Here is a 24891-nt window from a genome sequence, read left to right on the forward strand (position 1 = left end):
AACACGAATTAATTTTTCAGCCCGCGAAAGCCTTCTGACACCAGGCCATGATCGGGTTCCAGGCCAGGCCCAACGCCAACAGCGCCAGCGCATTGACGCCGAAGACCACGTTCAAGGGACGGTCCTCGCGCAGCGGCGGCAGCTCGCCGTCGGGCTCGTCGAAGTACATCGCCTTGATCACGCGCAGGTAGTAGAAAGCGCCGACCACCGCGAACACGATGCCGACGATCGCCAGCCACATCATCCCGCCCTGCAGCGCGGCGCGCAGCACCGCCAGCTTGGCCCAGAAGCCCAGGAACGGCGGCAGGCCGGCCAGCGAGGCCATCACGCACAGGACCAGACCGGCCATCCACGGGCTGCGCGCGTTGAGACCCTTGTAGTCGTCGATCCGGTCGGCTTCGAAGCCGCGGCTGGACAGCACCACGATCGCGCCGAAGGCCGCGGCCGACATCAGCGAGTAGCTGATCGCGTAGAACATCGCCGCCGCCATGCCCTGCTCGCCGCCACCGGCGATGCCCAGGAACAGGAAGCCCACGTGCGACACCGTCGAATAAGCCAGCAGGCGCTTGAGGTTGGTCTGGACCAGCGCGCTTAGGTTGCCGATCGCCAGCGACATCACCGCCAGCCAGGCCAGGGCCAGGCGCCAGTGGTCGTCGAGCGGGCCGGCGCCCACCTCGAGCAGACGGTAGGTCATGCCGAACGCGGCCAGCTTGGGCGCGGAGCCGATGAACAGCGTGATCGGGGTCGGGGCGCCCTGGTAGACGTCCGGCAGCCACATATGGAACGGCGCGGCGCCGAACTTGAAGGCGATGCCGGCGACCACGAACACCACGCCGGTGATCAGCATCAGCGACGACGGGTTGCCGTAGGCGCTGGCGCCGATCTGGCCCAGGTCCAGCGAGCCAGTGGCGCCGTAGATCAGCGACAGGCCGTACAGCAGCAGGCCCGAGGCCAGCGCGCCCAGCACGAAGTACTTGATCGCCGCTTCCGAGGCCAACGGGCTGTCGCGGTCGATCGCGACCAGCGCGTACGAGCACAGCGCCAGCATTTCCAGACCCAGATAGACCATCACCAGGCTGCCGGCCGAGACCAGCAGCATCATGCCGGCGGTGGCGAACAGCATCAGCACCGCGACCTCGCCCTTGTAGAGCTCGCGCTCGCGCAGGTAGGACCAGGTGTAGAGCATCGACAGCACGCTGACCACGCCGATCGCGAGCTTGAGCACGTCGGCGGTGGTGTCGCGCACGAACATGCCACTGAGCACCGTGCCCTGCCCGCCCACGCCGAAGGCCACCAGCGCGGTCGCGACGATCAACACCGCGATCGCGAAGGCGTGGCTGACGATGCGATGCCGCTCGGACACGAACAGGTCGATCATCAGCAGCGCGAACGCGCCGACGATCACCACCAGCTCGGGCAGCAAGGGCATCAGGTCGGCGAGTCCTCGTACAGGCATGTTCATGTGTTACGGCCCCATCTGCAGCTTGGAGGTGGCGATCTGCGTCGCCAGGTTGGCGATCGCCGGTTCCATCAGGTCGGTGAGCGGCTTGGGCCAGATGCCCAGCAGCAGCACGCCAGCGGCGAACACGCCCAGCACCAGGGCCTCGCGCGGGTTGATGTCTTCGAGCTCGGCGACGTGGGCGTTGCCGACCTCGCCCCAGATCGTGCGCTTGACCAGCCACAGGGTGTAGGCGGCGCCGATGATGAGGGTGGTGGCGGCGGCGAAGCCGATCAGCGGGTGCTTCTGGAACGCGGCCAGGATCACCATGAATTCGCCGACGAAACCGGAGGTGCCCGGCAGGCCGGAATTGGCCATCGCGAACAGCACCACGAACGCCGCGAACCAGGGCATCACGTTGGCGACGCCGCCGTAGTCCTTGATCATGCGGCTGTGCATGCGGTCGTAGAGCACGCCGACGCAGGTGAACATCGCGCCCGACACGAAGCCATGGCTGATCATCTGCACCATCGCGCCCTGCAGGCCCAGGCGGGCGGCGTCGACGTTGCCGTAGTCGCGCACCAGGGCGAAGGAGATGAAGGTACCCAGGGTGACGAAGCCCATGTGCGAGACCGACGAGTACGCGATCAGCTTCTTCATGTCCTCCTGGACCAGGGCGACCAGGCCGACGTAGATCACCGCGATCAGACTCAGCGCGATCACCAGCCAGGCCCACTCCTGCCCCGCGTCCGGCACCACCGGCAGGGTGAAGCGCAGGAAGCCGTAGCCGCCGATCTTCAGCATGATCGCGGCCAGGATCACCGAACCGGCGGTTGGCGCCTCGACGTGCGCGTCCGGCAACCAGGTGTGGACCGGGAACATCGGCACCTTCACCGCGAACGCGATCAGGAACCCGAAGAACAACCACATCTGCTCGGTCGCGGTCAGCGACAGCGGGTACCAGTCGGCCAGCTGCCAGCTGCCGCTCTTGAGGTACAGGTAGATCAGCCCGATCAGCATGAACACCGAGCCGAGGAACGTGTACAGGAAGAACTTCACCGCGGCGTAGACGCGGCGCGGGCCGCCCCAGACGCCGATGATGATGAACATCGGGATCAGCATGCCCTCGAAGAACACGTAGAACAGCATCGCGTCCATGGCCGAGAACACACCGACCATCAGGCCTTCCAGGACCAGGAAGGCCGCGTAGTACTGGCTCACGCGCTTGTCGACCGAGCCCCAGGCGCTGATCAGCACCAGCACGGTGACCAGGGTGGTCAGGCCGATCAGGGCCACCGAGATGCCGTCCGCGCCGAGGTGGTAGCGGATGTCGTAGGCCGGGATCCAGGCCCGGTCCTCGATGAACTGCATGCCGGCGTTGGTCGGATCGAAGCCGGTGAACAACAGCACGCTCAGAACCAGAGTCACCAGGCCGATGGCCAGCGCGAACCAGCGCGCGGAACCGGCGCGCTGGTTGCCGAAGGCCAAGGTGGCCAGGCCGCCGAGGATGGGCAGCCAGATGATCGCGGAGAGCAAAGAGGTGCTCAGCAAGGGGGGCGTGCTCAGTGAAATCACGCTCAGCAAGGGCTCGGGGCTCACGTCTCGGTCCTTGTCCTGTTAGCGCCAGTAACGAATCAGCACGGCCAGCAGTGCAATCAGGCCGAGGATCATCGCGAAGGCATAGTGATAGAGATAACCGGATTGCGCGCGGCGCACGATCCCGGCGACGAAGTCGACCACGCGCGCGCTGCCTTCGACGATGCCGCCGTCGATGACGCGGCTGTCGACCTCGCGCGAGGCCTTGCCCAGGCGCACACCGCCGCCGGCGAAGCCTTCGATCCAGAGCTTGTCGAAGTAGAACTTGTCTTCGAGCACGCGCACCGGCCAGGCGAACAGCTTGCGGGCCTTGGCGGGCAGATCGGTCCAGATCAGGTACATCGCAGTCGCGAGCGCGAAACCGGTAAACGCGAACCAGAACGCAGGGGCGAAGAAGCCATGCCATGCGAATCCCGCAGGGCCATGCTCCCAGGCCTCCTTACCCACCAGCGCCACGGTGTCGCGCATGGGCTCCAGGTCGATCGCGCCCAGGAAGTACGGCAACTGCGGCACATGCCCCGTCCAGTCGGTACCGAACAGCATCGGACCGGCGGTGAAGTAGCCGATCAGCACCGACGGAATCGCCAGCAGGATCAGCGGCAGGGTCACCACCCACGGCGACTCGTGCGGCTCGTGCGCGCCATGGTGGCCGTGGTCGTCGTGCGCATGCTCGTCATGGGCGTGCGCATCGTGGTGCGCGTCGTGACCGTGCTCGGCGTGGGCGTCGCGGAAACGCTCCTTGCCGTGGAAGGTCATGTAGAGCAGACGGAAGCTGTAGAACGCGGTCACGAAGGCGCCCGCCAGTACCGCCAGATAGGCGTACTGCGAGACCCAGGTCGCATGCGCGCCGTTGGCGGCGTGGTGCGCGGCCTCGATGATGGTGTCCTTCGAGTAGAAGCCCGAGAAGAACGGCGTGCCGACCAGGGCCAGCGTGCCCAGCAGGCTGGTCCAGTAGGTGATCGGCATGTACTTGCGCAGGCCGCCCATCTTGCGCATGTCCTGCTCGTGGTGCATGCCGATGATCACCGAGCCCGCGGCCAGGAACAGCAGCGCCTTGAAGAAGGCGTGGGTCATCAGGTGGTACACCGCCGACGAGTAGGCCGACACGCCCAGCGCCACGGTCATGTAGCCCAGCTGCGACAGGGTCGAATACGCGACCACGCGCTTGATGTCGTTCTGGACGATGCCCATCAGGCCGGTCCAGAACGCGGTGGTGGCGCCGATGAACAGCACGAAGTTGAGCGCGGTGTGCGACAGCTCGAACAGCGGCGACATGCGCGCGACCATGAAGATGCCCGCGGTCACCATCGTCGCGGCGTGGATCAGCGCCGAGATCGGGGTCGGGCCTTCCATCGAGTCCGGCAGCCACACGTGCAGCGGCACCTGCGCCGACTTGCCCATGGCGCCGATGAACAGGCAGATGCAGATCGCGGTCGCGGCCGACCAGACCACCGGCGCGGCGGTGACCTGCCAGCTGTGGCCGAACAGGCCAAGGCTGCCGCCCCAGATGCCGATGGTGCGGTTGGCGATCTCGCCGGCCTTGGCGAACACCACGCCGTAGTCCAGCGAACCGGTCGCCCACAGCACACCGGCGATGCCCAGCAGGAAGCCGAAGTCGCCGACGCGGTTGACCAGGAAGGCCTTGAGGTTGGCGAACACCGCGGTCGGGCGCTTGAACCAGAAGCCGATCAGCAGGTAAGACACCAGGCCCACCGCTTCCCAGCCGAAGAACAGCTGCAGGAAGTTGTTGCTCATCACCAGCATGAGCATCGAGAAGGTGAACAGCGAGATGTAGCTGAAGAAGCGCTGGTAACCCGGGTCCTCGGCCATGTAGCCGATGGTGTAGATGTGCACCAGCAGCGAGACGAAGGTGACCACCACCATCATCATCGCGGTCAGCTTGTCGATCATGAAGCCGACGTTGGCCTCGATCCCGCCGACCTGGAACCAGGTGTAGAGGTTTTCGTTGAACGGCAGCGCGGCCTGCGCGACCAGCTGCCACAGCACGTAGCACGACAGCGCGCAGCTGACCGCGACGCCAAGGATGGTGACGGTGTGCGCACCGGCGCGGCCGACCTGGCGCCGGAACAGGCCGGCGACGATCGCGCCCAGCAGCGGCGCGAGCACGATGGCGAGCAGGACGGACTTGGAGAGTACGACGGGTTGCATGCCGGTCAGCCCTTCATCGTGTCGATTTCAGCGACGTTGATCGTGCGCCGGTTGCGGAACAGCGTGACCAGGATCGCCAGGCCGATGGCGGCCTCGGCGGCGGCGACGGTCAGGATGAAGAACACGAACACCTGACCGGCCGGGTCGGCCAGCTGGCGCGAGAACGCGACGAAGTTGATGTTGACGGCGAGCAGCATCAGCTCGATCGACATCAGCAGCACGATCACGTTCTTGCGGTTGAGGAAGATGCCGGCGACGCTGATGCAGAACAGCACCGCGCCCAGCGCGAGATAGTGGCCCAGGGCCAGACCGGCTCCGAAGAATTCGCTCACGGCTTGGCCTCCTCGACGGGCGCTTCGGGTTCGGGCGGCAGCGGCTTGACCGCGTCCATCTTGACCATGCGCAGACGGTCGCCGGCGCGCACGCGCGCCTGCTCCGACGGGTTCTGGTGCTTGGCGCCCGGACGGCGGCGCAGGGTCAACATCACCGCGGCGATCACCGCCACGGTCAGGATCACCGCGGCGACCTCGAACGGCAGCAGGAAATCGGTGAACAGCGCGCGCGCCAGCCACTTGGTGTTCTCGCCGCCGGACGGATCGGCGGTCAGCGGCGTGGCGACATTGGCCTTGACGCCGATCAGGGTCAGCATCTCGACCAGCATCACCACCGCGACCAGCAGGCCGACCGGCAGATAGCGCACATAACCTTCGCGCAGGGGCGCGACGTCGATGTCGAGCATCATCACCACGAACAGGAACAGCACCATCACCGCGCCGACGTAGACCAGGATCAGGGCCACGCCGAGGAACTCGGCGCCGGCGATGATCCACACGCAGGCGACCGAGAAGAAGGTCAGCACCAGGCTGAGCGCGGCGTGCACCGGGTTCTTGACGCTGATCACCGCCACCGCGGCTGCGGTGGCCGCGAAGGCGAAGACATAGAAAGCGATCTGGGCGAGATCCATATCAGGCACTCAGCGGAAGGCGGCGTCGGCGGCGCGGCGCTCGGCGATCTCGGGCTCGAGACGGTCGCCGATCGCCAGCAGCTGCTGTTTGGTGACGATGTTCTGTCCGCGCTGGTCGAAGTGGTATTCGTGGATGTGGGTCTCGACGATGGAGTCGACCGGGCAGGACTCCTCGCAGAATCCGCAGAAGATGCACTTGAACAGGTCGATGTCGTAACGCGTGGTGCGGCGGGTGCCGTCCTCGCGCTTGGTCGAGTCGATGGTGATCGCCAGCGCCGGGCACACGGCCTCGCACAGCTTGCAGGCGATGCAGCGCTCTTCCCCGTTGGGGTAGCGGCGCAGCGCGTGCACGCCGCGGAAGCGCGGCGATTGCGGCGTCTTCTCCATCGGGTACATCAGCGTGTACTTGGGCTTGAACAAGTACTTGAGCGTCAGCCCAAGGCCCTGCGCGAGCTCGATCAGGAGCAGGCTCTTGAAGTAGGAAACGATGCGATTCATGTCTTGAGCCTGTCCTTACACGCCCGGCAGGAACACTTTGTAGTACGCCATGACGGCGACCACGCAGATCCAGGCGATCGTGAGCGGAATGAACACCTTCCAGCCCAGACGCATGATTTGGTCGTAGCGGTAGCGCGGGAACGAAGCGCGGAACCAGATGAAGCAGCTGGCGAAGAAGAACACCTTCGCGAACAGCCACCACCAGCCATCGACCGAGAGGAACGGAATGCCCAGGCCCTGGAACGGGCTCAGCCAGCCGCCGAGGAAGAAGATCGAGGTCAGGAAGCTGATCAGGATCATGTTCGCGTATTCGGCCAGGAAGAACAGCGCGAACGCCGAACCCGAATACTCGACCATGTGGCCGGCGACGATTTCCGACTCGCCTTCGACCACGTCGAACGGCGCGCGGTTGGTCTCGGCCACGCCGGAGATGAAATACACCACGAACAGCGGCAGCATCGGCACCACGAACCATTCCAGCGCGCCGGCGTTGCCGGACTGCGCCATCACGATTTCGGTGAGGTTGAGGCTGCCGGCGCCGACCATCACGCCGACCATGGCGAAGCCCATCGCGATCTCGTAGGACACCACCTGGGCCGCGGCGCGCATCGCGCCGAGGAAGGCGTACTTCGAGTTCGAAGCCCAGCCGGCCAGGATGATGCCGTACACGCCCAGCGAGGTCATCGCCAGCAGGTACAGCAGGCCGGCGTTGGCGTTGGACAACACCAACCGGGTGTCGAACGGCACCACCGCCCAGGCCGCGAACGCGGGCGCCAGGGTCAGCAGCGGCGCGAGCTTGTACAGGAAGGGCTCGGCGCGGGCCGGCTGGATCACTTCCTTGAACAGCAGCTTGAACACGTCGGCGAAGGCCTGAAGGATGCCCATGCCGACGTACATCGGACCGCGGCGCACGTGCATCCAGCCGATCAGCTTGCGTTCCCAGACCACGTAGAACGCGACCGTGATGATCACCGGCATCGCGATCAGCAGGATCTTCAGCACGATCCAGGCCACCGCGCCGGCGTTGCCGAACGACAGGAACCATTCGCGGGTCGGGTCGACCAGTTGGCTAGTGAACATACCGTCCGTCATGGCTTATGCCCTCCCCGCCTGGACGCGACCGGCGCCGAGCGGCGCGGTGGCGCCGTGGCCGCTTTCGATCCAGACCGTGCCGCGCGCAACCTTGTCGCTGGTCGCGACCGGCAGGGTCGCGGTGCCGGCGGCGGCGGTGAACTTGCCGACCGTGCCGTCGGCCAGGCCGGCGACCTGCGCGTCGAGCGGATGCAACACGGCGCGCGGTTCAAGGTTGAGCGGATGCGACTGCAGCGCGGCAGCGCGGCGCACGGTGGCGTCGCTGCGGTAGATCGCGATGCTGGCCGCTACCTCGAAGCCCTCGCCCGCCGTGTTCGTGGCCTTGCCGGCAGCCGGCTGGACCGAGACCGGTTGGATGCCGGCGCGCAGACCGGCCAGGTCGGTGAAGTCGAAACCGGCCGCGCCGAGCTCGCCGCCCAGTGCGCGCAGCACGCGCCAACCCGCGCGCGCCTCGCCCGGCAGCTTGCCGCCGGCGCTCGCGCTCTGGTCGCGACCGTCGAGGTTGGTCAGGGTGGCGTCGATCTCGGGCAGCAAACCGATCGGCAGGATCACGTCGGCGACGGCGCGGGTCGAGCGGCAGGCGTAGTGGCTGAAGGCCACGACCTGGGCCTGGCCCAAGGCTTTCAACGCGGTGGCGGTGTCGGCGAAATCCAGACCCGGCTCGATGCCGTAGATCAGGTAGGCGCCGCGCGCGTCGGCGAGCATGCCCTGGGCGTCGCGCGCGCTGGGCAGCACGCCGTGGCGGCTCAGGCCCAGCGCATTGGCGCCCTGCGGGATGCGGCACAGCGCGGCGCCGGTGGCGGCGGCGAAATCGGCCGCCGCGGCGCGGATCGCGGCCGCATGCGGGCCGTTCTCGGCCAGCGCGCCGAGCACGATCGCGCAACGGGTGCCGGCCTTGGCGGCCTCGCGCAGGCCGGCATCGGCGAGCGTCGCGGCCAGCTGCGACGGCGCGACGATGTGCTTGCCGGCCAGGTCGAAGGTGAAGTCGAAATCGACCGGATTGACCGCGAGCACCTTGGCGCCGCGGGTCCAGGCCTTGCGCACGCGCTGGTGCGCGAGCGGCAGTTCGTGGCGCAGGTTGCTGCCCACGATCACGATCACGTCGGCCTGCGAGAGGTCGGCGACCGGCATCGCGAAGGCTTCGGCGACGGCGGCGTCGGACAAGTCGTGTTGAGCGATGCGGTGATCGAGGTTGCCGGTGCCCAAGGCGCCGGCCAGGCGCGCCAGCAGCGCGCCCTCTTCGTTCGAGGTCGCCGGATGGGCGAGCACGCCCAGCGCGTCGGCGCCGTTGTCGCGCAGGATCTTGGCGGCGCGCGAGATCGCGTCTTCCCACGTCGTCTCACGCCATTCGCCGCCGTCCTTGACCATCGGCGCGGTGGCGCGGTCTTCGGCGTACAGCCCCTGGTGCGAGTAACGGTCGCGGTCCGACAGCCAGCACTCGTTGACGGCTTCGTTGTCGCGCGGGACGCTGCGCAGCACGTCGCCGCGGCGCACGTGCAGGAACAGGTTGCTGCCCAGGGCGTCGTGGTAGCCCAGCGACTCGCGCGCGGTCAGCTCCCAGGGACGGGCCTGGAACTGGAACACCTTGTTGGTCAGCGCGCCGACCGGACAGACGTCGATCACGTTGCCGGACAGCTCGGTGGTCAGCGGCTTGCCGTCGTAGGTGCCGATCTGCAGGTTCTCGCCGCGGTACATGCCGCCGAGCTCGTAAGTACCGGCGACTTCCGCGGTGAAGCGCACGCAGCGCGTGCACTGGATGCAGCGGGTCATCTCGGTGGCGACCAGCGGGCCCATGTCTTCGTCGGGCACCACGCGCTTGCGCTCGGCGAAACGGCTGACCGAGCGGCCGTAGCCCATCGACAGGTCCTGCAACTCGCATTCGCCGCCCTGATCGCAGATCGGGCAGTCCAGCGGGTGATTGACCAGCAGGAACTCCATCACGTTGCGCTGCGACTTCAGCGCCTTCTCGCTGCGCGTGACCACCTTCATGCCGTCCATCACCGGCGTAGCGCAGGCCGGCGCGGGCTTGGGCATCTTCTCGACTTCGACCAGGCACATGCGGCAGTTGGCCGCGATGCTGAGCTTGTCGTGGTAGCAGAAACGCGGAATCGCAATGCCGGCCTTGTCGGCGGCCTGGATGATCATCGACCCCTTGGGCGCGGCCATCTCGACGCCGTCGATGAAGACGGTGACGTGATCCGGCGGCAGGTTCGGGTTTACCGGCTGGGCGCTCATGCGGCCACCTTCTCGACCGTGCCGGCGGCCTGATCGTCGACGAGGAACCGCTTGTTCACGATCGCGTACTCGAACTCGTTCCAGTAGTGGCGCAGGAAGCCCTGCACCGGCCACGCCGCGGCTTCGCCGAACGCGCAGATGGTGTGGCCTTCGATCTGGCCGGCGGCGGCGCGCAGCATCTGCAGGTCTTCCAGCGTGGCCTGCTTCTCGACGATGCGGGTCAGCATGCGGTACATCCAGCCGGTGCCTTCGCGGCAGGGCGTGCACTGGCCGCAGCTTTCCTTGAAATAGAAACGCGCGATGCGCTGGCAGGCGCGGACCATGCAGGTGGTCTCGTCCATCACGATCACGGCGCCGGACCCCAGGCCGGAACCGGCCTTCTGGATCGCGTCGTAATCCATGGTCAGACCCATCATGGTCTCGCCCGGCAACACCGGCATCGAGGAACCGCCCGGAATCACCGCCTTGAGCTTGCGGCCGTCGCGCATGCCACCGGCCATTTCCAGCAGGTCGGCGAACGGCGTGCCCAGACGGATTTCGAAGTTGCCCGGGTTGGCGACGTGGCCGGACACCGAGAAGATCTTGGGACCGCCGTTGTTGGGCTTGCCGAGGTTGAGAAACCACTCGGCGCCGTTGCGGATGATCGCCGGCACCGAGGCGTAGGTCTCGGTGTTGTTGATCGTGGTCGGCTTGCCGAACAGGCCGAAATTGGCCGGGAACGGCGGCTTGTAGCGCGGCTGGCCCTTCTTGCCCTCCAGCGACTCCATCAGCGCGGTTTCTTCGCCGCAGATGTAGGCGCCAGCGCCGAGCGCGCCGTAGATGTCGATGTCGATGCCGCTGCCCAGCACGTTCTTGCCCAGCCAGCCGTGCTCGTAGGCTTCCTTCAGCGCCTGCTCGAAATGCTCGAACGGCTCGTGATGGAATTCGCCGCGCAGGTAGTTGTAGGCCACGGTGGAACCGGTGGCGTAGCAGGCGATCGCCATGCCCTCCACCACCGCATGCGGGTTGTAGCGCAGGATGTCGCGGTCCTTGGCGGTGCCCGGCTCGGATTCGTCCGAGTTGCACAGGATGTATTTCTGGGTGCCGCTGCCCTTGGGCATGAAGCTCCACTTCAGACCGGTCGGGAAGCCCGCGCCGCCGCGGCCGCGCAGGCCCGAACCCTTGACCATGTCGACCACCGCGGCCGGATCCATCTTCTCGCTCAGGATCTTGCGCAGCGCCGCGTAGCCGCCGGTCTTGAGGTAGTTCTCGTACGACCAGGGAGTGTCGAAGTGCAGGGTCGTGTAGACGACCTGGTGCTCTTGCGGCGCCGGGCCGACCGGACCGTAGCCCTGGGAATAGTCGTGGTGATCGTGATGCGCCATCTGGCCCTGCCTCACTTCAAACCGTCGAGAATCTCGTCCACCTTGGCGGTGTCGAGCTTCTCGCGGTAATGACCGTTGACGACGACCACCGGCGCGCCGCAGCACGCGGCCAGGCACTCTTCCTCGCGCTTGAGGAAGATGCGGCCGTCGGCGGTGGACTCGCCGAGCTTGCAGCCCAGCCTCTTCTCGGCGTGACGGACCAGGTCCTCGGCGCCGTTGAGCCAGCAGCTGATGTTGGTGCAGAAGGCGACGTTGTGGCGGCCGACCTTCTCGGTCTCGAACATCGAATAGAAGCTCGCGACCTCGTAGGCCCACACCGGCGGGAGGCCCAGGTATTTGGCGACCGCGGCGATCAGCTCGTCGGTCAGCCAGCCGCCGTTCTGCTCCTGCGCGGCGTGCAGGCCCTGCAGCACGGCCGAACGCTTGCGATCCGGCGGAAACTTGCTCAGCCAGTGATCGATATGCGCGCGCGTCTTGTCCGACAGCGCCGCCATCGGATCGACATGCTGCGCGGTTTCGAAATTGCCAGTCGCTTTCATAGGGGTGAAGCCGGGAATCGGGAATAGGGAATAGGGAATCGCGAGAAGCGGAAAGACAGGGGAACGAGGCAAGCCATCCGGTTATGCCCGGCGCCGATTCCGGCAGCCAGAGCTTCGCCGATTCCCCATTCCCTATTCCCGATTCCCGGATTCATCGGTCGATCTCGCCGAACACGACGTCGTAGGTGCCGATCATGGCCACCACGTCTGCCAGCATGTGACCCTTCACGATCTCGTCCATCGAAGACAGGTGCGCGAAACCCGGCGCACGCAGCTTGCAGCGGAACGGCTTGTTGGCGCCGTCGGAGACCAGGTAGCAGCCGAACTCGCCCTTGGGCGCCTCGACCGCGGCGTAGGTTTCGCCGGCGGGCACGCAATAGCCTTCGGAGAACAGCTTGAAGTGGTGGATCAGGGCTTCCATATCGTCCTTCATTTCCTCGCGCTTGGGCGGCGCGACCTTGAAGTTGTCGACGATGACGGGGCCCGGGTTGGCCTTCAGCCACTTCACGCACTGCTTGATGATGCGGTTGGACTCGCGCATTTCCGCGATCCGGACCAGGTAGCGGTCGTAGCAGTCGCCGTTCACGCCGACCGGGATGTCGAAATCGACCTCCGCGTACTTGGCGTAGGGCCGCTTCTTGCGCAGGTCCCAGGCGATGCCGGAGCCGCGGATCATCGGCCCGGTCATGCCCAAGGCCAGCGCCTGTTCCGGCGAGACCACGCCCACGCCGACGGTGCGCTGCTTCCAGATGCGGTTGTCGGTGAGCAGGGTCTCGTACTCGTCGACGCGCTTGGGGAAGTCGTCGGTGAACGCGTCGAGGTAGTCCAGCAGCGAACCTTCGCGCCATTCGTTGAAGCGCTTGAGGCTGCCGCCCTTCTTCCACGGCGATTCGCGGTACTTGGGCATGCGGTCCGGCAGGTCGCGGTAGACGCCGCCCGGACGGTAATAGGCCGCGTGCATGCGCGCGCCGCTGACCGCTTCGTAGCAGTCCATCAGCTCTTCGCGCTCGCGGAACGCGTACAGGAACACCGCCATCGCGCCCAGGTCGAGCGCGTTCGAACCCACCCACATCAGGTGGTTCAGGATGCGGGTGATCTCGTCGAACATGGTGCGGATGTACTGCGCGCGCTCCGGCGCCTCGATCCCCAGCAGGGTCTCGATCGCGCGCACGTAAGCGTGCTCGTTGCACATCATCGACACGTAGTCCAAGCGATCCATGTAGCCGATCGACTGGTTGAAGGGCTTGGACTCGGCCAGCTTCTCGGTGCCGCGGTGGAGCAGACCGATATGCGGGTCGGCGCGCTGCACGACCTCGCCGTCCATTTCCAGGATCAGGCGCAGCACGCCGTGCGCGGCCGGATGCTGGGGACCGAAGTTGAGGGTGTAGTTGCGGATCTCGGCGTTGTTCAGGCCCGAGGTCGCGCTGGCCTTGCCCGGCAGTTGAGCGCTCACTTCTTCACCTCCGAGCGCTGCGCAGCTTCGCCGACGGCGGTCTGGTAGCGGGCGTCGTCGCGGATCACGCGCGGCACGCCGACGCGCGGCTCGATCGACACCGGTTCGTAGACCACGCGGCGCTTGTCGGGGTCGTAACGCACTTCGACGTTGCCGATCAGCGGGAAGTCCTTGCGGAACGGATGACCGACGAAACCGTAGTCGGTGAGGATGCGGCGCAGGTCCGGGTGGCCTTCGAAGATGATGCCGAACAGGTCGAAGGCTTCGCGTTCGAACCAGTTCACGCCCGGCCAGATCGAGGTCAGCGAGGCCACGGTCGGCAGATCGTCGTTGTCGGCGAACGCGCGCAGGCGCAGGCGGCGGTTGTGCTGGTACGACAGCAGGTGCGCGACCGCGGCATAGCGGCGCGCAGGCAGGGTCGGCACGCCGTTGGGCGACTCGCCCCAGACGAAACGACCGGCGCTCTTGCCTTCCACGCCGCGCGAGAAGCCTTCCGAGGACACGTCGGTGTCCCACTCGTCGCTGCCGTAGCTGAGGTAGTCGACGCCGCTGACGTCGACGCATTGTTCGAAGCCGAACTCGTCGCGCAGCGCGCGCGCGGCGTCCAGCCAATCGGCGGCGCTGGTTTCCAGCGTCACTTCGCCGCGCGGCTGGGCGACCACGACGGCGGCGCCCGGGAAACGGGCGCGCAGGCGATCGGCGAAAGCGTTCACGGTTTCGGTCATGTCAGCGCATGCCCTGCTTGTGCTCGCCGAAGTTGGTGCCGCGGCGGATCTTGCGCTGCAGTTGCAGGATGCCGTAGACCAGCGCTTCGGCGGTCGGCGGGCAGCCCGGCACGTACACGTCGACCGGCACCACGCGGTCGCAACCGCGCACCACCGCGTAGGAATAGTGGTAGTAGCCGCCGCCGTTGGCGCAGCTGCCCATCGAGATCACCCACTTGGGGTCGGGCATCTGGTCGTAGACCTTGCGCAGCGCCGGGGCCATCTTGTTGACCAGGGTGCCGGCCACGATCATCACGTCGGACTGGCGCGGCGACGGGCGGAACACCACGCCGTAGCGGTCCAGGTCCAGGCGCGAGGCGCCGGCGTGCATCATTTCGACCGCGCAGCAGGCCAGGCCGAAGGTCATCGGCCACATCGAGCCGGTGCGCGCCCAGTTCCAGAGCGTGTCCAGATTGGTGGTGACGAACCCCTGCTGCAACAGCGGGTTCTCGCCTTCCGGGCGCAGGATGTCGTCGAGGCGGCCTTCCGGGATCGGGTTGTGCATCAGACCCGAGACGGTGTCGCTGACGGTTTGGATCACTCCCATTCGAGCGCTCCCTTCTTCCAGACGTAGACGAAGCCGAGCAGGAGCATGCTGGCGAAGATGCCCATCTCGATCAGGCCGATCGGACCGAGTTCGCGGAACACGGTGGCCCAGGGCACGATGAAGATGATTTCCAGATCGAAAATGATGAACTGGATGGCGATGAGGTAGTAGCGCACGTCGAATTGCATGCGCGCGGCCTCGAAGGCCTCGAAGCCGCATTCGTAGGGAGATAGCTTCTCCACAGTCGGGCGCTTGGGCCCGAGCGTGTTGCCTACCACCAACAGGGCGACGCCAATGACGCTGGCGACGATCAGGAACAGCAGGGTCGGCAGGTATTCGGCCAGCACTCGGTGTTCTCTCGGCTACTTGGCCGCGTTTCCGCAGCCTTGGCTCGGCGGTATGGTCCTGTTCGGAATGCCGATCAGGCCAGTGGCGCGGCCCGCCGTGCGTGCCGCACCTCGGGTAGTTGGTGCGTGGTGTAGCTGATTCGGTGTGGTGCCCAAAGGGGGACTCGAACCCCCACGACTTACGTCGCTACCACCTCAAGGTAGTGCGTCTACCAATTCCGCCATCTGGGCAATCAAACCTGGCCATCCTGGCCCTGACTCCGTCAGTACCGCGCGAAGCCGTTCGGTCATCGCTGACCGCGCCCCGGTCGTCCGTTCCGGGCCGCTTGAATCACAAGCTCTATATTACCGCGCTTTGTCAGCCGCCCGAAGCCGGTTGCGACTGCGGCGGGGCCTGCTGCGGGGCCGGAGCGGCCGGGACCGTGGTCCCGCTGGCGGCCGGCGCCTGCGGCGCGGTGGTCGCCGGCGCGCTGGGCACGGTCGAAGCCGGAGCCGCCGGAGCCGTCTGCGCCGGAGCGCTCGGAACCGTGCTGCCGGGGGCCGGGGTAGCGGGCTTGGCCGGGGTGTTGGCGATGTCCGCGGCCAAGCCGACGTCCTGCGAGGCCGGAGCAGCGCCGCCAGCGGCGCCGCGCGAGGCCTGCCAGGCCATGAACAGGCTGATCGCGAAGAACGCGATGGCCAGCCACTTGGTGGCCTTGGACAGGAAGTTGGAGGAACCGCGGGCGCCGAACACGGTCGCCGAAGCGCCGCCGCCGAAGCCCGAGCCCGCCTGCGCGCCTGCGCCGCGTTGCATCAGGATCAGCGCGACCATGGCGATCGCGATCAACACATAGATGACGTTGAGGAACAACAGCATCGTCGAATTCTTTTCTTTGGCTACGTTGTGACGACCGCCGGGCGGGCCCGAAAGTTCGTCAGGGTGCCGCCGCGGCTGCGATGGCGTTGAAATCGGCGGCGACCAGGGAGGCCCCACCGATCAGGCCGCCGTCGACGTCCGGCTGGGAAAACAGCGCGGCGGCGTTGTCGGCCTTCACGCTACCGCCGTACAGAATGGGTAGCGAGCCAGCAATTCTAGCATCGTGTCCGGCGATTTCGCTACGAATGAATGCGTGCACGGCCTGCGCCTGCTCCGGGCTGGCGGTCTTGCCGGTGCCGATGGCCCAGACCGGCTCGTAGGCCAGGATCGCGCCCTCCAGCGCCGCCACGCCCAGCAGTTCCAGCACCGGGCTCAGCTGCTCCTGCAGGCGATACTCGGTCTGGCCGTCCTCGCGCTCGCTCAGGGTCTCGCCCACGCACAGGATCGGCACCAGGCCGGCGGCCTTGGCGGCGGCGAACTTGCGCGCGACCAGCTCGCTGCTCTCGGCGTGGTACTGGCGGCGCTCGGAATGGCCGACCAGGCCATAGCCCGCGCCCACGTCCTTGAGCATCGCCGCCGAGACTTCGCCGGTGTAGGCGCCCTTCTCGTTGCTGCTCACGTCCTGCGCGCCGAAGTCCAGACCGCGGCCGAGGTAGTGCTCGATCAGCTCGCCCAGGTAGGGCAGCGGCGGCAGGATGATGCGCTCGACCCCGGCCGGCGCCTGCGCGGCGACCTGATCCAGCAACCCGAAGGCGAACTCGCGGCTGCCATGCAGCTTCCAGTTTCCGGCGACGATCCTGCGGCGCATGGCCACTCCGTGGTACGAAAGGACGCAAGTTTACCGCAGCCCCGCCCGCGCACGGACCGCGCGCGGCGAGGAACCCCGACACGACCGGCAACGAAGGCCTCCATGCCCGAAACCGCAAACACCCCCTACGCCCTGATCACGGGCGCCTCGGCCGGCATCGGCGCCGCCCTCGCCCGCGAGTACGCGCGCCGCGGCGTGCCGCTGGTGCTGACCGCGCGCCGCGAGGACCGCCTGCAGGCCCTGGCCGCCGAGCTGCGCGACCGCGTCGCGGTGGAAGTGATCGCCGCCGACCTCGCCGACCCGGCCGCGCCCGCGCGGCTGCAGGCCGAAACCCGCCGCCGCGGCCTGGCGATCGGCCATCTGGTCAACAACGCCGGCTACGGCGTGCCTGGGCGCTACCTGGCCGACGACTGGAAGGTCCATGCCGACTTCCTGCAGGTGATGGTGACCGCGGTCGCCGAACTCAGCCACCGCTACCTGCCCGAGATGGAGCAGCGCGGCCACGGCCGCATCCTCAACATCGCCTCGCTGGCCGGGCTGGCGCCGCCCTCGGCCGGGCACACCCTGTACGGCGCGGCCAAGAGCTTCGTGATTCGCTTCAGCCAATCGCTGGCGCTGGAAAGCCGGCCGCGCGGCGTGCATGTGACCGCGCTATGCCCGGGTTTCACCTATACCGAGTTCCACGACGTCAACGGCATGCGCGAGCGCATCTCGCGCCTGCCGAAATGGCTGTGGCTGGACGCCGACACGGTCGCGCGCCTGGGCGTGGACGCGGTCGAGCGCGGCGACGCGCGCTGCATCACCGGCACCGCCAACAAGGTCGTCGCCGGCCTGGCCAAGTACCTGCCCGACCGCGTCGCCACCGCTCTGGTCGCGCGCCGGGCCAGCGATTTCCGCGACGCCGAATGAGCGGCGGCGCAAGGCTCAGCAGCTTCGCACCGGTGGCGACCGCCGACGCGCGCGTGCTGGTGCTGGGCAGCATGCCCGGCGAGGCCTCGCTGGCGGCCACGCGCTATTACGCGCATCCGCAGAATCGGTTCTGGCCGATCATGGGCGCGCTGGTCGGCGCCACGCCTGCCCTGCCCTACGAGCAGCGCCTGCAGCGGCTGCTCGACGCGGGGATCGCGCTGTGGGACGTACTGGCCAGCTGCGAGCGCGTCGGCAGCCTGGACACGGCGATCCGGGCGCCGCAGGCCAACGACTTCGCGGGCTTCTTCGCCGCGCATCCGCGGGTGGCGACGGTGCTGTTCAACGGGGCACAGGCGGAAACGAGCTTTCGACGCCTGGTGCTGCCGGGGCTGGCGGGGCCGGCGCCGCTGCTGCGACGGCTGCCCTCGACGAGCCCGGCGAATGCGGGGCAGCGGCCGGAAGTGAAGCTGGCGGCTTGGCGGGAGGCCTTGTCCGACGCGGGCATTGCCCTGACCCCCGCCTGACATCGTGTCGCGAGGCCCTAATCCCGCTGGCGGCGAGCGTAGGAAGGGCTGAGTAGGTGGCGCGTAGCGCCGGATAGGGCGCGCGAAATGGGAGCGGCGGCGCGGGCTTGATGCTGCGCGGGCCCTCACCCCAACCCCTCTCCCGCGAGCGGGAGAGGGGCTCATGAGCCAGGGCGTAACGAACCTTACTTCAGCTTGATTTCGCGCAAGCGCTCTTCCAGATAGCCCTGCGCGGTGATCGGCTCCGGATAGCGCTTGGGATTGTCCGCGGTGATCGTCGAGGGCAGCACGTCGATCAGGAAATCCGGATTCGGGTGCAGGAAGAACGGGGTCGAGTAGCGCGGCTGGCGCGCCTTTTCGCCCGGCGGATTGACCACGCGATGGGTGGTCGAGGGATACACGTGGTTGGTCAGGCGCTGCAGCATGTCGCCGATGTTGACCACGATGGTGTCGGCATCGGCGGTGAACGGCACCCACTCGCCCTTGCGCGACTTCACTTCCAGGCCTTCCGAACTCGCGCCGACCAGCAGGGTGATCAGGTTGATGTCCTCGTGCGCGCCGGCGCGCTCGTTGGGAATGTTGTCGGCGGTGATCGGCGGGTAGTGGATCGGGCGCAGGATCGAATTGCCCGAGTCGGTCTTGTCGGCGAAGTAGTTCTCCGGCAGGCCGATGTGCAGGGCCAGCGCGCTGAGCACGCGCGAACCCAGATGGTCGAGCGCCTGGTACAGGCCGTAGGCCTGGTCGCGGAACTCGGGGATCTCGTCCGGCCACAGGTTGGCCGGCATCGCCTCGGCGTATTGGGAGTCGCGCGGAATCTCGCGGCCGACGTGCCAGAACTCCTTGAGGTCGAAGTGCTTGGAGTCCTTGGCGGTCTCCACGCCGAACGGGGTGTAGCCGCGCGCGCCGCCGCTGCCGGGCACGTGGTACTTGCGCTTGGTTTCCTCAGGCAGGGCGAAGAACCGCTTGAACAAGTCGTAGGACTGGTCGATTTGCTCTGCCGGGATGCCGTGGCCGCGGATGCCGGCGAAGCCCCATTCGCGGTAGGCCGCGCCGAGCTCGGCCACGAAAGCGTCGCGGTCGGTGTCGTAGCGGCGGATGTCCAGGGTCGGAATCTGAGAAGTCATGTCTGGGTCTCGTGGGTTCATTGCGCCGCCGCGCGCACGGCATCGGCCAGGCGCTGCAGCGTGTCCAACATCAGTTGCCGATCATCCGCCTCGACGGTCACGCGCACCACCGGCTCGGTGCCGGACGGACGCAGGAAGGCGCGGCCGCGGCCGGCCACGGCGGTCTGCGCCTGCGCCAGCGCGGCCTGCACCGCTGGCGCTTCGGCCGGCTTGGCGCTGCCTTCGTAACGCACGTTGACGGTTTTCTGCGGCACTTTGACGAAGCCCTGCAGGGCCTGGGACAGGCTGACGCCGCGGCGGCGCAGCACCTCCAGCACCTGCAGCGCGCTGACGATGCCGTCGCCGGTGCTGGCGCGGTCCAGACACAGCAAGTGACCGGAGGCCTCGCCGCCGAGCACCGCGTCGTGGGCGATCAGCTGCTGGTGCACGTAGCGGTCGCCGACCTTGGCGCGCAGGAAGCCGATGCCGCGCTGTTGAAACGCACGTTCCAGGGCGTAGTTGGTCATCAGGGTGCCGACCACCGGGCCCCGCAGGCGGCCGCTGTCCTGCCAGTCGCAGGCCAGCACGTACAGCAGGTCGTCGCCGTCGCGCACCGTGCCGTCGCCGTCGACGAACAGCACGCGGTCGCCGTCGCCGTCGAAGGCGATGCCCAGATCGGCGCCGCTGGCCCTGACGCGTTCGGCCAGGGTCTCCGGGTGGGTCGAGCCGACGCCGTCGTTGATGTTGAGGCCGTTGGGGTCGATGCCGATCGCATCCACGCGCGCGCCCAGCTCGCGCAGCACCAGCGGGCCGAGCTGATAGGTCGCGCCGTTGGCGCAGTCCATGGCGATGCGCATGCCACCCAGGTCGAAGCCCTTGGGCACCGAGCCCTTGCAGGCCTCGATGTAACGGCCCAGCGCATCGCGCGTGCGCACCGCCTTGCCCAGCTCTTCGGAGGGCACGGTGCGGAACGGCTGTTCCAGCGCGGCCTCGATCGCCAATTCGGTGGCGTCGTCGAGCTTCTCGCCCTCGGCCGAGAAGAACTTGATGCCGTTGTCGTAATGCGGATTGTGCGAGGCCGAGATCACGATGCCGCCGTCGGCGCGCATCGAGTGGGTCAGGTGCGCGACCGCCGGGGTCGGCATCGGCCCCATCAGCTGCACGTCGACGCCAGCGGCGACCAAGCCTGCCTCGAGCGCGGCCTCGAACATGTAGTTCGAAATGCGGGTGTCCTTGCCGATGATCACCACCGGCTTGCGCCAGTCGCGGCGCGCCAGGGCGTGGCCGTAGGCGTTGCCCAGGCGGAGCACGAAATCGGCCGAGATGGCGCCCTCGCCCACCCGACCGCGGATGCCGTCGGTGCCGAAATACTTGCGGCTCAAGCGGCGGCCTCCGCGTCGTCTTCCGGCTGCGGCTGCTTCATCAGCAGGGCCAGCAGATGGGCCAAGCGTTCGCGCAGTTCGCGGCGGTCGCAGATCTGGTCGATGGCGCCGTGGGCGACCAGGAACTCGCTGCGCTGGAAGCCTTCGGGCAGCTTCTCGCGCACGGTCTGCTCGATCACGCGCGGGCCGGCGAAGCCGATCAGGGCCTCGGGTTCGGCCATATTGATGTCGCCCAGCATCGCGAACGAAGCCGAGACGCCGCCCGTGGTCGGATGGGTCATCACCGAGATGTACGGCAGACCGGCCTCGCGCAGGCGGCCGAGCGCGGCCGAGGTCTTGGCCATCTGCATCAGCGAGAACAGGCTTTCCTGCATGCGCGCGCCGCCGCTGGCGGAGAAGCACACGAAGGGGCAGCCGATCTCCAGCGCGGCCTCGGCCGCGCGCGCGAAGCGCTCGCCGACCACCGAACCCATCGAACCGCCCATATAGGCGAAGTCGAACGAGCACGCGACCAGCGGGCGCTGCTTGAGGGTGCCGCGCATCGCGATCAGGGCGTCGCGCTCGCCGGTGGCTTTCTGCGCGGCCTTGATGCGGTCGGAGTACTTCTTCTGGTCCTTGAACTTGAGCACGTCGGTCGGGCCCAGTTCGGCGCCGATCTCGGTGGTGCTGCCGGGGTCGAACAGCGCGTTCAGGCGGACCCGGCCGCGGATCGGCATGTGGAAGCTGCACTTGGGGCAGACCTCGAGGTTTTCCTCGAGCTCGGGCCGGTAGAGCACGGCGCCGCAGCGGTCGCACTTCTCCCACAGCCCCTCGGGCACGCTGCGGCGCTTGGCGCCGGCGGAGTCGGTGCGGATGCCGGTGCGGCTGCCGGGCATGAGTTTTTTGAGCCAGGACATGCGGTGCGTTTTTCCCGTTCAGGCTGCTAAGGGTGCCGGTCCACGGTCCGTGGCGGAACCCGGCCTAGCGGGTCAGTTTAGCGCAGCCAGGTTTGGGCCAGGCAGGGGCGCCTGCAACCGCCGGAACTTAGGTCGGGGCGTCCAGCGCTTGCCGCAGCGGCGTCAGGAACGCGGTGGCGGCCGCGACCGCAGCGGCGGCGTCGGTCTCGGCGCTCGCCGCGACGGCAGGCTGGGCTTGGGTCTCGGCTAGCGCCGCGACCAAGGCGCTGCCCACCACCACGCCCTCGGCCTCGCGCGCCATCGCGCTGGCGCTGGCGGCGTCCTTGATGCCGAAACCGGCCACCACCGGCACCCGGCTGCGCAGGCGGATTTCGCGCAGGCGCTCGTTGGCGGCGACCGCGTCGAGGCGGTCGGCGCCGGTCACACCGGCAAAACTCACGTAGTAGAGGTAGCCCTGGGCGTCGTCGCAGAGCAGCGCCAGACGCGCGTCGGTGGTGGTCGGCGACGCCAGCAGGATCAGCTGCAGGCCCGCGGCCGCGAAATCCGCGCGCAGTTCGGCGGCTTCCTCGGGCGGCAGGTCGACCAGCAGCACGCCGTCGACGCCGGCCGCGACCGCTTCGGCGGCGAAGCGCGCCGAGCCGCGGATCTCGATCGGATTGAGGTAGCCCATCAGCACCACCGGCGTATCGGCGTCGCGCTGCCGAAACTCCGCCACGCAGCGCAGCGCGTACGACAGGCCCGCGCCCCGCGCGATCGCGCGCTCGGAGCTGCGCTGGATGGTCGGGCCATCGGCCATCGGATCGGAGAATGGCACCCCGAGCTCGATCACGTCGGCGCCGGCGGCGGCCAGCGCATGCATCACCGGCACGGTCGCCTCCAGCGACGGATCGCCGGCGGTGATAAAGGGGACCAGGGCCTTGCGGCTGTGCGCCTTGAGCGCGGCGAAGCGGGTGTCGATGCGGTTCATGAGGGCAGGAGTGGGCTTAGAGGAGTGAGGAGTGAGTTAGAGCGAGAGCGCAAGGGTGGAGAAACAGCGGGGGAGCAGGCTGGCGGATTGATCGCGCGCTCCTCGCTCCCTTCTCGCTCCTCTGCGCTCAATCCTGTTTCAAAACACGATCCCCTCGCGCCCAGCGATCGTATGCACATCCTTATCGCCGCGCCCCGACAGATTGCACAGCACGATCTGGTCCTTGGGCATGGTGCGCGCCAACTTCACCGCCTGGGCGATGGCATGGCTGGATTCCAAGGCGGCCAGGATGCCCTCGGTGCGTGCGAGCTGATGGAAGGCGGCCAGGGCCTCGTCGTCGCTCACGCCCACGTACTCGGCGCGGCCGGCGTCCTTAAGGAAGGCGTGCTCGGGGCCGACGCCGGGGTAATCCAGGCCGGCGGAGACCGAATGGGTCTCGATGATCTGACCCTCGTCGTCGCACAGCACATAAGTGCGGTTGCCGTGCAGCACGCCGGGGCGGCCGGCGGCCAGCGAGGCGGCGTGGTGGCCGCTGGCGATGCCCTCGCCCGCCGCCTCGGCGCCGACGATGCGCACCGAAGCGTCGTTGAGAAAGGCGTGGAACAGGCCGATCGCGTTGCTGCCGCCGCCGACGCAGGCGGTGATCGCATCCGGCAGGCGGCCGTACTCGGCCAGCATCTGCGCGCGCGCCTCGCGCCCGACGATGGCGTTGAAGTCGCGCACCATGCGCGGATACGGGTCCGGGCCGGCGACGGTGCCGATGATGTAGAAGGTGTCGCGCACGTTGGTGACCCAGTCGCGCATGGCCTCGTTGAGCGCGTCCTTGAGCGTGGCCGAACCGCTGGTCACCGGCACCACGGTCGCCCCCAGCAGCTTCATGCGGTAGACGTTGATCTTCTGGCGCTCGATGTCGGTCGCGCCCATGTAGACCACGCATTCCAGGCCCAGGCGCGCGGCCACGGTGGCGCTGGCGACGCCGTGCTGGCCGGCGCCGGTCTCGGCGATGATCCGGGTCTTGCCCATGCGGCTGGCCAGCAGGGCCTGGCCGATGGTGTTGTTGATCTTGTGCGCGCCGGTGTGGTTCAGGTCCTCGCGCTTGAGCAGGATGCGCGCGCCGCCGACCTCGTCGCTCAGGCGCTGGGCGTGATAGATCGGGCTGGGCCGGCCTACGTAGTGCGCCAGGTCGCGGTCGAAAGCCTCGATGAAGGCCGGATCGACGCGCGCGGCGTCGTAAGCCGCGGCCAGTTCCTCCAGCGGGCCGATCAGGGTCTCGGCGACGAAGCGACCGCCGTAGCGACCGAAATGGCCGGAGGCGTCCGGGTAGGCGTGGTAATCGGTAATGGCGGTCACGGCGCGGCTGACGAGTAGAGTCCCGCCACTTTATCGCAAGCAAGACCCGACGATAACGCATAAAATAGGCCTGACCTGTCAGTAAAACTCACTTATCCCATGAGCCGTGCCCTGCCCCCGCTCAACGCCCTGCGCGCCTTCGAGGCGGTGGCGCGGCTGGACGGCGTCGGCCGCGCCGCGGCCGAACTGCACGTGACTCATGGCGCGGTCAGCCGCCAGCTGCGCTTGCTGGAAGAGGCACTGGGCAGCGCTTTGTTCCAGCGCGAGGGGCGCGGACTGGCGCTGACGCCGGCCGGACAGCGTCTGTACGAGGCCGCCAGCGACGGCTTCGCGCCGCTGCGCGCGGCCTGGGCCGAACTGCAGCGACGGCCGGAACAGACCCCGCTGGTGCTGGGCTGCCCCGGCAGCGTGCTGGCGCGCTGGATGATTCCGCGCCTGGACCGGCTGGCGCGCGAGCGCCCGGCGCTACGCCTGCATCTGGCCGCCAACGACACCGCACCCGACGCGGCGCTGGCCGGTCTGGACGCGGCGCTGCTGATCGCGGCGCCGCCCTGGCCGTCGGATTGGACGGTGCGCGAGCTGGCGGTGGAGCGCATCGGCCCGGTGCTGAGCCCGCGTTGGCCGGGCGCGGCCGCATTGATCGGGGCGCCGCCGGACGCGCTATGCGGGCTGGAATTGCTGCACACCGCCTCGCGCCCGCAGGCCTGGCGCGACTGGGCCGCGCGGGTCGGCTTGGACCCGGCCGCGCTGCGTCCGGGCACCGCCTTCGCTCATCTGTATTACTTGTTGGAAGCGGCCAACGCAGGGCTGGGCGTGGCGATCGCGCCGCAGCCGTTGGTGGCCGAGGATCTGGCCGCCGGCCGCCTGCTCGCGCCCTGGGGGTTCGTCGACACCGACGCGCGCTGGGTGTTGTGCGCGCCGAAGCGCCGCGAGGATGCGCGGGTGGCGGAATTGGCGACGTGGTTGCGCGAGGCCTTGGCGCGGGATTGAGCGTGGCTGTTCGCCCTTGAGAGCGCGCGTGCGCTTCGCGGTTCGATCAGAACCGGCCCCACCCGCCTTCTGTGGGAGCGACGTCAGTCGCGATCGGAGC

Annotated in this window: 24 protein-coding genes and 1 tRNA gene; 3 read left to right on the forward strand and 22 right to left on the reverse strand. The window is 68.0% G+C overall.

The annotated features are described in order from the left end of the window. Positions 1 to 16: 16 nt before the first annotated feature. The 17 genes from nuoN to tpiA form a co-directional block, all read right to left on the reverse strand. Entirely contained in the window at positions 17 to 1462 is a 1446-nt protein-coding gene (gene nuoN, locus ASE43_RS03790; protein WP_056175397.1) for an NADH-quinone oxidoreductase subunit NuoN, read from the reverse strand. 3 nt (positions 1463 to 1465) lie between these two features. After that, positions 1466 to 2989 carry an NADH-quinone oxidoreductase subunit M gene (locus ASE43_RS03795; protein ID WP_056175399.1) on the reverse strand — a complete coding sequence of 508 codons (1524 nt, stop codon included), beginning with the start codon at positions 2987 to 2989 and terminating at the stop codon, positions 1466 to 1468. A gap of 66 nt (positions 2990 to 3055) precedes the next feature. Further along, the gene (gene nuoL / locus ASE43_RS03800; RefSeq protein WP_057159503.1) at positions 3056 to 5203 is read right to left on the reverse strand and encodes an NADH-quinone oxidoreductase subunit L; all 2148 of its coding nucleotides are present in this window, start codon (positions 5201 to 5203) and stop codon (positions 3056 to 3058) included. Between the two features lie 5 nt (positions 5204 to 5208). Then, positions 5209 to 5505 carry an NADH-quinone oxidoreductase subunit NuoK gene (nuoK, locus tag ASE43_RS03805; protein ID WP_148649187.1) on the reverse strand — a complete coding sequence of 99 codons (297 nt, stop codon included), beginning with the start codon at positions 5503 to 5505 and terminating at the stop codon, positions 5209 to 5211. Between the two features lie 26 nt (positions 5506 to 5531). Beyond that, positions 5532 to 6167, reverse strand: a complete 636-nt coding sequence (locus ASE43_RS03810) for an NADH-quinone oxidoreductase subunit J (protein ID WP_057159504.1) — start codon at positions 6165 to 6167, stop codon at positions 5532 to 5534. A gap of 9 nt (positions 6168 to 6176) precedes the next feature. Then, positions 6177 to 6665, reverse strand: a complete 489-nt coding sequence (gene nuoI, locus ASE43_RS03815; protein WP_056175410.1) for an NADH-quinone oxidoreductase subunit NuoI — start codon at positions 6663 to 6665, stop codon at positions 6177 to 6179. 15 nt (positions 6666 to 6680) lie between these two features. After that, positions 6681 to 7757 (reverse strand): NADH-quinone oxidoreductase subunit NuoH, encoded by a 1077-nt coding sequence (gene nuoH / locus ASE43_RS03820; RefSeq protein WP_057159505.1) that lies wholly within the window; start codon positions 7755 to 7757, stop codon positions 6681 to 6683. A gap of 3 nt (positions 7758 to 7760) precedes the next feature. Then, the gene (nuoG, locus tag ASE43_RS03825; protein WP_057159506.1) at positions 7761 to 9992 is read right to left on the reverse strand and encodes an NADH-quinone oxidoreductase subunit NuoG; all 2232 of its coding nucleotides are present in this window, start codon (positions 9990 to 9992) and stop codon (positions 7761 to 7763) included. Continuing rightward, the gene (gene nuoF / locus ASE43_RS03830; RefSeq protein ID WP_057159507.1) at positions 9989 to 11356 is read right to left on the reverse strand and encodes an NADH-quinone oxidoreductase subunit NuoF; all 1368 of its coding nucleotides are present in this window, start codon (positions 11354 to 11356) and stop codon (positions 9989 to 9991) included. Before nuoF ends, nuoG begins: the two co-directional genes overlap by 4 nt. An 11-nt stretch (positions 11357 to 11367) precedes the next feature. Next, a complete protein-coding gene (gene nuoE, locus ASE43_RS03835; protein WP_056175422.1) occupies positions 11368 to 11895 on the reverse strand; it encodes an NADH-quinone oxidoreductase subunit NuoE in 528 nt (175 codons plus the stop codon). A gap of 151 nt (positions 11896 to 12046) precedes the next feature. Next, on the reverse strand, positions 12047 to 13348 hold the full coding sequence (locus ASE43_RS03840; protein ID WP_057159508.1) for an NADH-quinone oxidoreductase subunit D: 1302 nt from the start codon (positions 13346 to 13348) through the stop codon (positions 12047 to 12049). Then, positions 13345 to 14073, reverse strand: coding sequence for an NADH-quinone oxidoreductase subunit C (locus ASE43_RS03845; RefSeq protein ID WP_056175428.1), 729 nt, complete (start codon positions 14071 to 14073; stop codon positions 13345 to 13347). The genes ASE43_RS03840 and ASE43_RS03845 overlap by 4 nt, the downstream gene beginning before the upstream one ends. A gap of 1 nt (position 14074) precedes the next feature. Next, positions 14075 to 14659, reverse strand: a complete 585-nt coding sequence (locus ASE43_RS03850; RefSeq protein ID WP_055899751.1) for an NADH-quinone oxidoreductase subunit B — start codon at positions 14657 to 14659, stop codon at positions 14075 to 14077. Then, on the reverse strand, positions 14650 to 15006 hold the full coding sequence (locus ASE43_RS03855; protein WP_056175431.1) for an NADH-quinone oxidoreductase subunit A: 357 nt from the start codon (positions 15004 to 15006) through the stop codon (positions 14650 to 14652). Before ASE43_RS03855 ends, ASE43_RS03850 begins: the two co-directional genes overlap by 10 nt. Positions 15007 to 15152: 146 nt before the next feature. Further along, positions 15153 to 15237, reverse strand: a tRNA-Leu gene (locus ASE43_RS03860). A gap of 127 nt (positions 15238 to 15364) precedes the next feature. Beyond that, positions 15365 to 15862 (reverse strand): preprotein translocase subunit SecG, encoded by a 498-nt coding sequence (gene secG, locus ASE43_RS03865; RefSeq protein WP_056175434.1) that lies wholly within the window; start codon positions 15860 to 15862, stop codon positions 15365 to 15367. Positions 15863 to 15920: 58 nt separating this feature from the next. Beyond that, positions 15921 to 16670, reverse strand: a complete 750-nt coding sequence (gene tpiA, locus ASE43_RS03870) for a triose-phosphate isomerase (RefSeq protein WP_056175437.1) — start codon at positions 16668 to 16670, stop codon at positions 15921 to 15923. 102 nt (positions 16671 to 16772) lie between these two features. On the opposite strand from tpiA, the gene ASE43_RS03875 reads away from it, so the two are divergent. Continuing rightward, on the forward strand, positions 16773 to 17579 hold the full coding sequence (locus ASE43_RS03875; protein ID WP_057159509.1) for an SDR family oxidoreductase: 807 nt from the start codon (positions 16773 to 16775) through the stop codon (positions 17577 to 17579). Further along, positions 17576 to 18103, forward strand: a complete 528-nt coding sequence (locus ASE43_RS03880) for a DNA-deoxyinosine glycosylase (protein ID WP_057159510.1) — start codon at positions 17576 to 17578, stop codon at positions 18101 to 18103. The genes ASE43_RS03875 and ASE43_RS03880 overlap by 4 nt, the downstream gene beginning before the upstream one ends. A gap of 185 nt (positions 18104 to 18288) precedes the next feature. Here ASE43_RS03880 and ASE43_RS03885 read toward each other — a convergent pair whose 3' ends face one another. The 5 genes from ASE43_RS03885 to trpB all read right to left on the reverse strand — a co-directional run bounded on the left by ASE43_RS03885 (position 18289) and on the right by trpB (position 23801). Beyond that, positions 18289 to 19227 (reverse strand): 2-oxoglutarate and iron-dependent oxygenase domain-containing protein, encoded by a 939-nt coding sequence (locus tag ASE43_RS03885; RefSeq protein WP_057159511.1) that lies wholly within the window; start codon positions 19225 to 19227, stop codon positions 18289 to 18291. A 17-nt stretch (positions 19228 to 19244) separates the two neighbouring features. After that, positions 19245 to 20588, reverse strand: coding sequence for a phosphoglucosamine mutase (gene glmM / locus ASE43_RS03890; protein ID WP_057159512.1), 1344 nt, complete (start codon positions 20586 to 20588; stop codon positions 19245 to 19247). Further along, complete coding sequence (gene accD, locus ASE43_RS03895; protein WP_057159513.1) at positions 20585 to 21484, reverse strand: acetyl-CoA carboxylase, carboxyltransferase subunit beta; 900 nt, start codon at positions 21482 to 21484, stop codon at positions 20585 to 20587. Before accD ends, glmM begins: the two co-directional genes overlap by 4 nt. 127 nt (positions 21485 to 21611) lie before the next feature. Then, the gene (trpA, locus tag ASE43_RS03900) at positions 21612 to 22451 is read right to left on the reverse strand and encodes a tryptophan synthase subunit alpha (RefSeq protein WP_057159514.1); all 840 of its coding nucleotides are present in this window, start codon (positions 22449 to 22451) and stop codon (positions 21612 to 21614) included. Between the two features lie 138 nt (positions 22452 to 22589). Continuing rightward, positions 22590 to 23801: a tryptophan synthase subunit beta gene (trpB, locus tag ASE43_RS03905; RefSeq protein ID WP_057159515.1), complete on the reverse strand. Its 1212-nt coding sequence runs from the start codon at positions 23799 to 23801 to the stop codon at positions 22590 to 22592. A gap of 99 nt (positions 23802 to 23900) precedes the next feature. On the opposite strand from trpB, the gene ASE43_RS03910 reads away from it, so the two are divergent. Continuing rightward, positions 23901 to 24791, forward strand: a complete 891-nt coding sequence (locus ASE43_RS03910) for a LysR family transcriptional regulator (protein ID WP_057159516.1) — start codon at positions 23901 to 23903, stop codon at positions 24789 to 24791. Positions 24792 to 24891: the final 100 nt, after the last annotated feature.

This window comes from Lysobacter sp. Root983, assembly GCF_001429345.1.
Lineage (GTDB): Bacteria > Pseudomonadota > Gammaproteobacteria > Xanthomonadales > Xanthomonadaceae > Lysobacter.